General features: G+C 64.5%; 7 protein-coding genes and 1 pseudogene. 4 read left to right on the top strand and 4 right to left on the bottom strand.

Features of this window, described 5'->3' with window-relative positions; genetic code table 11:
- The first annotated feature begins 155 nt into the window (after positions 1–155).
- Positions 156–680: a hypothetical protein gene (locus RMO81_RS06365; protein ID WP_310474950.1), complete on the top strand. Its 525-nt coding sequence runs from the start codon at positions 156–158 to the stop codon at positions 678–680.
- Positions 681–692: 12 nt separating this feature from the next.
- On the opposite strand, the gene RMO81_RS06370 is transcribed toward RMO81_RS06365, so the two are convergent.
- Both RMO81_RS06370 and RMO81_RS06375 read right to left on the bottom strand, forming a co-directional pair.
- Complete coding sequence (locus RMO81_RS06370; RefSeq protein WP_310474952.1) at positions 693–2,186, bottom strand: S10 family serine carboxypeptidase-like protein; 1,494 nt, start codon at positions 2,184–2,186, stop codon at positions 693–695.
- Between the two features lie 51 nt (positions 2,187–2,237).
- A complete protein-coding gene (locus RMO81_RS06375) occupies positions 2,238–2,546 on the bottom strand; it encodes a hypothetical protein (protein ID WP_310474953.1) in 309 nt (102 codons plus the stop codon).
- A gap of 150 nt (positions 2,547–2,696) precedes the next feature.
- On the opposite strand from RMO81_RS06375, the gene RMO81_RS06380 reads away from it, so the two are divergent.
- Positions 2,697–3,047, top strand: coding sequence for a hypothetical protein (locus tag RMO81_RS06380; protein ID WP_310474954.1), 351 nt, complete (start codon positions 2,697–2,699; stop codon positions 3,045–3,047).
- A gap of 3 nt (positions 3,048–3,050) precedes the next feature.
- Here the strand turns inward: RMO81_RS06380 and RMO81_RS06385 are convergent, their stop codons facing one another.
- Positions 3,051–3,728, bottom strand: a complete 678-nt coding sequence (locus RMO81_RS06385) for a hypothetical protein (RefSeq protein ID WP_310474955.1) — start codon at positions 3,726–3,728, stop codon at positions 3,051–3,053.
- Between the two features lie 2 nt (positions 3,729–3,730).
- Positions 3,731–4,408: a DJ-1/PfpI family protein gene (locus RMO81_RS06390; RefSeq protein ID WP_310474956.1), complete on the bottom strand. Its 678-nt coding sequence runs from the start codon at positions 4,406–4,408 to the stop codon at positions 3,731–3,733.
- A 135-nt stretch (positions 4,409–4,543) separates the two neighbouring features.
- Between RMO81_RS06390 and RMO81_RS06395 the strand changes: the two genes are divergently transcribed.
- The gene (locus RMO81_RS06395) at positions 4,544–6,454 is read left to right on the top strand and encodes a potassium transporter Kup (RefSeq protein WP_310474957.1); all 1,911 of its coding nucleotides are present in this window, start codon (positions 4,544–4,546) and stop codon (positions 6,452–6,454) included.
- Between the two features lie 72 nt (positions 6,455–6,526).
- A pseudogene (locus tag RMO81_RS06400) lies at positions 6,527–6,839 on the top strand (NADP-dependent oxidoreductase); the annotation flags it as partial.

Consider the following 6,839-nt stretch of genomic DNA (forward strand, 5'->3'; position numbering starts at 1 on the left):
GGTTGCGCTGCGCGCGCCACTCGCCCCATCCCGCAGGTGGATAGGGGAAAGAGAACAAAAGTGGGTGCAGGGGCTCAGCCCCTGCCCGCCGGAGGCCACTGCTGCTTTGTTCCTGCTCTGTCCTACACTTAAGCCTCTGGGTTACACTGCCGCCCATGAGCAGCGACGATCCCACCCCGCCCGCCGTGCAGCCCAACCACAATAGCTGGACGCCGGAACGGCAGCAGCGGTTTCTGGAATATCTGGCGGATACCGGCAGTGTGGCGGCGGCGGCGCGGGCGGTGGGGATGGCGCGGCAATCGGCGTATCGGTGGCGGCGGCATCCGGATGCGGGGGCGTTTGCCAGCGCGTGGGATGCGGCGTTGGCGGATGCGGGTGGGCGCATTGAATCGTTGGCGTTGGAGCGGTTGGTGGATGGTGAGGAGGAGGTGATCGAGCGCGACGGCGTTGTTATCGCGGTGCGGCGCAAGCCGTGTGATGTGCGGTTGTTGCTGTTTCATCTTAACCGGCTGGAGGATCGCCGCACGGCGCGCGCGGCGTTGCAGCAGGCGGTGGTGCTGCGCCGGATGGAGCAGCGCGACCGGCAGGCCGGAGACGCTGCAACCCGGCCAGATGCGTCACTTGTGTCACAGCAGCGCGAGGAGCTTAGGCAGGAGATGTTGCGATATTCGCGCGAGTGATCCGGGCGCCGCTTATTTCTGGCGGCCGATGAAGTCCCTCAAGTCGCTCGACAATTTCTTCCGGTCCGCATCACGCACGTACATCATGTGGCCGGCGTCGTAATAGTGGAATTCGGTGCGGCCTTCGGGCCAGCCGGGGCGGTTCATGGAATATTCGGCGAAGTGGAAGGGCGTGGCGAAATCGTACCAGCCCTGGCCGACCCAGACTTTGGTGCGGCTGTTTTCGCGCAGGGTTCGGGCGAGGCCGGGGGCGACGTTGACATAAGAGTCCCGCCCGTTGCCGAGGCGCCAATCCCAAGCGCCAACGCCGCCGATGGAGACGTAGCTGCGATCAGTCTTGTAGCCGAGATCGCCGCGCAGATAGGCGTTCACGGCGGCGGGATAGGAGGCATCGATGCCGTAGAAGCTGGGATCATTGTCGGGCCCTTCGCCGGCGTTGTCGTAATCCTTGCCGGTGTAGCGGGCGTCCAAGCGCCCGATGGTAAGGCCACGATCGCGGAGCAGTTCCTTGTAGAAACGGCCGGGGGTGACGCGCAGATTGGCCTGTTCGAGATAGGTTTCGGACAGGCCGGTGAAGCGGGCCAGTTGCTGGCGGATGGTGGCGCGTTCGGCGGCGGGGAGGCTGTTCCCCTTGATCAGGGCGGTGATGTAGGCGCCGCTGGCAAAGGTGCGGGCTTCGGCAGCAAAGGCTTCGACGCTGGCGGGCTTGTTGGGGATCTTGTCGTGATACCAGGCGGCGGCGGCATAGCTGGGCAACAGGCCCATATATTGCATTTCATTGCCTTCATCCTCGGCCTCCAGGCCAAAATCGAGGATGGCGGAGATCAGGATGACGCCGTTCAGCGCGACATCGTTGTAGCCGCGGTTGAGTTCGTGGGCGACGGCGGCGGAGCGGGTGGTGCCATAGGATTCGCCGCCCAGGAATTTGGGCGCGTTCCAGCGGTTATGCTCGTTCAGCCACAGGCGGATGAAATCGGCGATGGATTTGGCATCGCTGTTGACGCCCCAGAAGTCCTTGGGATCGGTCTTGCCCAGCGCGTGGCTCCAGCCGGTGCCGACCGGATCGATGAACACCAGATCGGCGGCGTCGAGCAGCGATTCCGGGTTGTCGCTGATGTCATAGGGCGGGGCGCCATCGTCCTTGGCATCGGGGATGTTCACCCGCTTTGGCCCAAAGGCGCCCATGTGCAGCCACAGGCTGGCCGAACCGGGGCCGCCGTTGAAGATGAAGAACACCGGGCGGTTGGGCTCGGGCGTGTCCTTCAGATAGGTGGTGGCAAAGATAGCGGCGGTGGGCTTGCCGTCCTTGTCTTTCAGGAAGGTTTCGCCGGCGATCGCGGTGTAGTTCATCTTCACCCCGCCGAACGTGCCGACGCGCTTGGCAACGACACGGTTGGGGGTGGGGGTGGCCTCTGCAGCTTTTTCGGCGGGTTTGTCGACGGTTTGGGCGAATGCCGGAACCGCCAGAACAGCGGCCAGCGCAATCAGCGAAACGAAACGAGCCATGAATTTCTCCCCTTGTACCCACCGGATAGCCGGCGCCTGAGGAGAGTTCAATCAGAAGGCGTCGTTTGGCGTTGCCCAGGCGATCGGCGGCGGGGTGATGGTGGGCGCGCGCGGGGCTTCGGGTTGCGGTGCCGGCGCGGCTTCAGCAGGCGCGGCCTTGGCCAGCCGGCCCAAGCCCCACGCCCCCACGGCCATGGCGGCGAGGCCCAGCGGCGACACCCGGCGCAGCACAAACGGCAACGCGACGGCCGCGACATTGCCGATGGGGCCAAGGTGCGACCCCGAAACGCGCGATGCGATCTGGCGGCTGGCAGCGGCGGCAACGGCGCGAACGGCAAGACGGGTAAGCGGATTGGCCATGGGGAAGGCTCCTGATTCGACAGATAATCATAGCATGAAAGCCAACGCATGGCGCAGTGCGCCAGCCTCGCACTGAACGGGTTGCCGGGTTATGGGGTGGGCATGTCGCGAGAAGCCTTGTCCCCCCCAGATGCGTTGCTGCGCCTTTGGATGTTAGCCGAAATCGCCCTTGCCGGCCTGTATCTGTGGCTGGGCTGGCGTATGCGCGACTGGCCGAGCGACGGCCCCGCGCCGCAGCAACTATCGACCGTGGCGGTCGCCGAATTCATGTACCTGTTTCTGTTCGTGCCCGCTGCCATCGTGGTGGTGATACGTTGGCGGGCCACGCGGGATCGGCCATTGGCCGGGCTGGCGATCTTCTATTGTCTGGCCTCGGCCGCGTCGTTCGCCGCCTGGGCACAGGCCGATACGGCCGGCATGGTGCAGGCCTTGTTCGTCACCGATGCCGCCATTTCGCTGGCCGGCGTGCCGCTTGCGTTCAGGGCGCTGCGCCAAGGCTGAGAATCAGGGGCTGATCTTTGCCGCGCTGGTGGCGCCGGACAATGTGTCCACCGCCGTCACCCATTTGGCACCAGCGGGCACAGCGGCAGCAAAGCGGCCCGTCTGGCCGGCCCATTTCAGCGTCACGGCATTGCCGCCGACCCAGGCCTTCACCTCGAAACGCTTCTCATCCCACAGCGTACCCGGCGCGATCGGGCAGCCGCACAGCATCGACACATCGGCCACCACCTGGCCGCCATCACGCCGCGCAGTTAGTGCCAGGCCGGGCAGTTCAACCACCCAGCCATCGCCCACCACCGGCTGGCCGGGGATCAGCCAGCGCGAACTGACATGTGCCACCGCTGTGCCGGCGGGCTTGATTGGACCGAGCACGCCAATCCGCACTTCGCGCGGTTCGCTGATGTCGATCATGGCGGTGAAGGCCGCGCTGTTGGCATCAGCCACGGCCACACCACGCGGGCTGCCGTTCATGATCCTGGCGGTGTCACCAGTGCCGCCTTCGATCCGACCCTTCGCCAGCGTCGCGCCGGTGGCCGCATCGGCCAGCACCACGTCCACCCCGCCCATGCCGGTGCCGATGAACTTGGCGCCCTGGCTGATTACCCGCACCGTCACCGGGGTGGGCACGGCCAGTACGGGCGTGGCGGCGATCAGCGCGGCAAATGCGATCAGGCGGTTCATCTTCATTCTCCAGCCAAGCGGGCGGCGGCGGCCCGCATTTCGATATCGCGGTGGCTCAACCGTTCGGCAACCAGCGTTTTCAACGGGGCCAGTATCTCGGGCCGGGCGCTGGCCGGCGTGCCGCCTGCGTGGCTCTCCGGATCATATTCCAGCGCCAGCCGGATGGTGGCCGCCACATCGGGCCCATGCAGATGGTCCACCACCCGGAAGGCGAAATCGATGCCGCTGGTAACGCCGCCAGCGGTGATGATGTTGCCATCGAACACGGTGCGTTCTTCCACCCACTCCGCGCCGAACAGCGGCAGATACTGGCCCCAAGCCCAGTGGCAGGCGGCCTTGCGACCTTTCAGCAGGCCTGCCGCCGCCAGAATCAGTGATCCGGTGCACACGCTGGTCAGCCATTGCAGCCCCGGCGCCTGCCCCCGCAGCCAATCCAGGATTTCCGGATCGTTCATCGCTGCCGAACAACCATAGCCGCCCGGCACGCACAGCAGATCAAACTGGCCCGATTCGGTCAGCGTCATCGTCGGCAGCAGCGCCAGCCGGCAATCGCTCATCACCGGGCCCATGGTCTTGGCGACATACTCCACCCGCGCGCCCGGCATCCGGCTGAGCACTTGCGCCGGCCCGGTCAGGTCGAGCTGGGTGAGTTGATCATAGAGCAGGAACGCGATGCGCATCGGCCGGGCCTTTCGTTGCCGCTTGCCATAGCCTGCCAGCTGCACAGCCGCCAGTCCGCGCCCTCGGATGCCGCATTGCAGCACAGTCGGCCCTGTGCTAGGTGCCCGCGCCTGTTCAACGGTCGGTCAAAATCCATGTCGAACCAAGGTGCGGCGCCTGCCGCCACCGCTCATGCTGATCCCCACGGCCATCAGCAATCACTGTTGAAACTGGCGGTAGGCGCCGTTGGCGTGGTGTTCGGCGATATCGGCACCAGCCCGCTTTATGCCTTCAAGGAAACCTTTGGCGGGCATCACCCGCTCGCCCTCTCCACGGTCAGCATCTTTGGCGTCATCTCGCTGATTTTCTGGACGATGATGCTGGTGGTGACGCTGAAATATGTCTCCGTCATCATGCGGGCCGACAATCGTGGTGAAGGCGGTTCGCTGGCCCTTATCGCGCTGATTTCGCGTCTGTCGCCTGGCGATACACGCTCGGCACAACTGGTGCTGCTGGGCGTGATGGCCACGGCATTGTTTTTCGGCGATGCCATCATCACGCCGGCCATGTCGGTGTTGTCGGCAGTGGAAGGCATCACCGTGGTCGAAGCACGGATGCAGCCGCTGGTGGTGCCGATCTCCATTGGCATCCTGCTCGCGCTGTTCCTGTTCCAGAGCCGAGGGACGGCCAAGGTCGGCGCCATTTTTGGCCCCATCGTGCTGATCTATTTTGCAACGCTGGCGGTGATGGGTGTCAGCAACATCCTGGCCAATCCGGCCATCCTCTATGCGCTGAACCCGCTTTATGCCTTTCAGTTCATCGCCGCCATGCCGGGCGCGGCGTTCCTGGCATTGGGCAGTGTCGTGCTGGCGGTGACCGGGGCAGAGGCGCTCTATGCCGATATGGGGCATTTTGGCCGCAAACCCATTCGCCTCGCCTGGTTTGCACTGGTGCTGCCGGCGCTGATGATCAACTATCTCGGCCAGGGCGCGCTGCTCACTACCAATCCCGAAGCGGTGTCCAATCCCTTCTTCCTGATGGCCCCGGAATGGGCGCGGCTGCCGCTGGTGGTGCTGGCCACGCTGGCCACCATCATCGCATCGCAAGCCGTGATTTCAGGGGCGTTTTCGGTCACCCAGCAGGCCATCCAGCTGGGCTTCCTGCCGCGCATGAAGATCGTCCACACCTCGGCTTCGGCCTTTGGGCAGATCTATATCCCGGCGGTAAATTGGGCGCTTCTGGTGCTGGTGTTGTTCCTGGTGCTGGCGTTCAAATCCTCGTCCAACCTTGCGGCGGCCTATGGCATCGCGGTCACCGGCACCATGTTGATCGATACGGTTCTGGTCGGTGTGCTGGTGCTCACCATCTGGCGTTGGCCGGCGTGGTGGGCGGTGCCGCTGCTCGCCACCTTCCTGATCGTCGATTTCGCCTATTTCGCCTCCAACATGACCAAGGTGCCCGATGGCGGCTGGTTCCCGCTGGTCATCGGTCTCATTGGTTTTACCGGCCTCACCACCTGGTCGCGCGGGCGCCAGCTGATGCAGGAACGGCTGCGTGACAGCTCGATGCCGATGGAGGTGTTCATCAAATCTGCCGCCGCGGCCGCCACGCGGGTGCCCGGCACGGCGGTGTTCATGACCACATCACCGGTGGGCGTTCCGCAGGCGTTGCTGCACAATCTGAAACACAACAAGGTGCTGCACGAACGCATCATGATCCTAACGGTGGTGATCGATGAAGTGCCCTACGTGTCCGACGAGGATCGCATCGGGGTCAAGGATCTGGGCGGCGGCTTCTACCGCATCCTGATCCGCTACGGCTTCATGCAGGAAATCGATATTCCGGCGGTGCTGAAGACAGTGGAAAACTGCGGGCCCAAGCTGAAGATGATGGAAACCAGCTTCTTCCTGTCGCGCCAGACTCTGCTGGCCAGCGACAAGCCCGGCATGGCGATCTGGCGCGAACATCTGTTCAGCTGGATGATGCGCAACGCCGAAAGCGCGATGGACTTTTTCAAGCTGCCGACGAACCGCGTGGTGGAACTGGGCAGCCAGGTCGAGATTTAACCTCCCGCAGGCAAGAGGTGCAGCGGGCGGGCAATGCGGCTAGGGTGTCTCCAACCACAGGAGAATCCGATCATGACCACTTCCCGCGAAATCAGCCTTGCCAGCCGCCCGGTTGGCATGCCCGCCGCCGAAAACTTCGCTGTCGCCAGCAAGGATGTGCCCGCTCCCGGCCCCGGCGAAGTGCTGGTCGAAAACAAGTTCATGTCCGTCGATCCCTACATGCGCGGCCGCATGTATGACCGGGCCAGCTATGTGCCGCCGTTCCAGATCGGCGAGGCGCTGCAGGGCGGCGCGGTGGGCGTGGTGGTCGAAAGCAACGCCGAAGGCCTGAAGAAAGGCGACATCGTCTCCTCCATGTTTGGCTGGCGCGAAGCCTTTGTGGCCC

It is taken from the genome of Sandarakinorhabdus sp. (assembly GCF_031422795.1).
Classification (GTDB): domain Bacteria; phylum Pseudomonadota; class Alphaproteobacteria; order Sphingomonadales; family Sphingomonadaceae; genus Sandarakinorhabdus.

Coding starts and splice junctions, on each gene's coding strand:
- RMO81_RS06375 (WP_310474953.1), bottom strand. CDS start 2,546: ATGGCCAATCCGCTTACCCGTCTTGCCGTTCGCGCCGTTGCCGCCGCT.
- RMO81_RS06395 (WP_310474957.1), top strand. CDS start 4,544: ATGTCGAACCAAGGTGCGGCGCCTGCCGCCACCGCTCATGCTGATCCC.
- RMO81_RS06380 (WP_310474954.1), top strand. CDS start 2,697: ATGTTAGCCGAAATCGCCCTTGCCGGCCTGTATCTGTGGCTGGGCTGG.
- RMO81_RS06365 (WP_310474950.1), top strand. CDS start 156: ATGAGCAGCGACGATCCCACCCCGCCCGCCGTGCAGCCCAACCACAAT.
- RMO81_RS06390 (WP_310474956.1), bottom strand. CDS start 4,408: ATGCGCATCGCGTTCCTGCTCTATGATCAACTCACCCAGCTCGACCTG.
- RMO81_RS06370 (WP_310474952.1), bottom strand. CDS start 2,186: ATGGCTCGTTTCGTTTCGCTGATTGCGCTGGCCGCTGTTCTGGCGGTT.
- RMO81_RS06385 (WP_310474955.1), bottom strand. CDS start 3,728: ATGAACCGCCTGATCGCATTTGCCGCGCTGATCGCCGCCACGCCCGTA.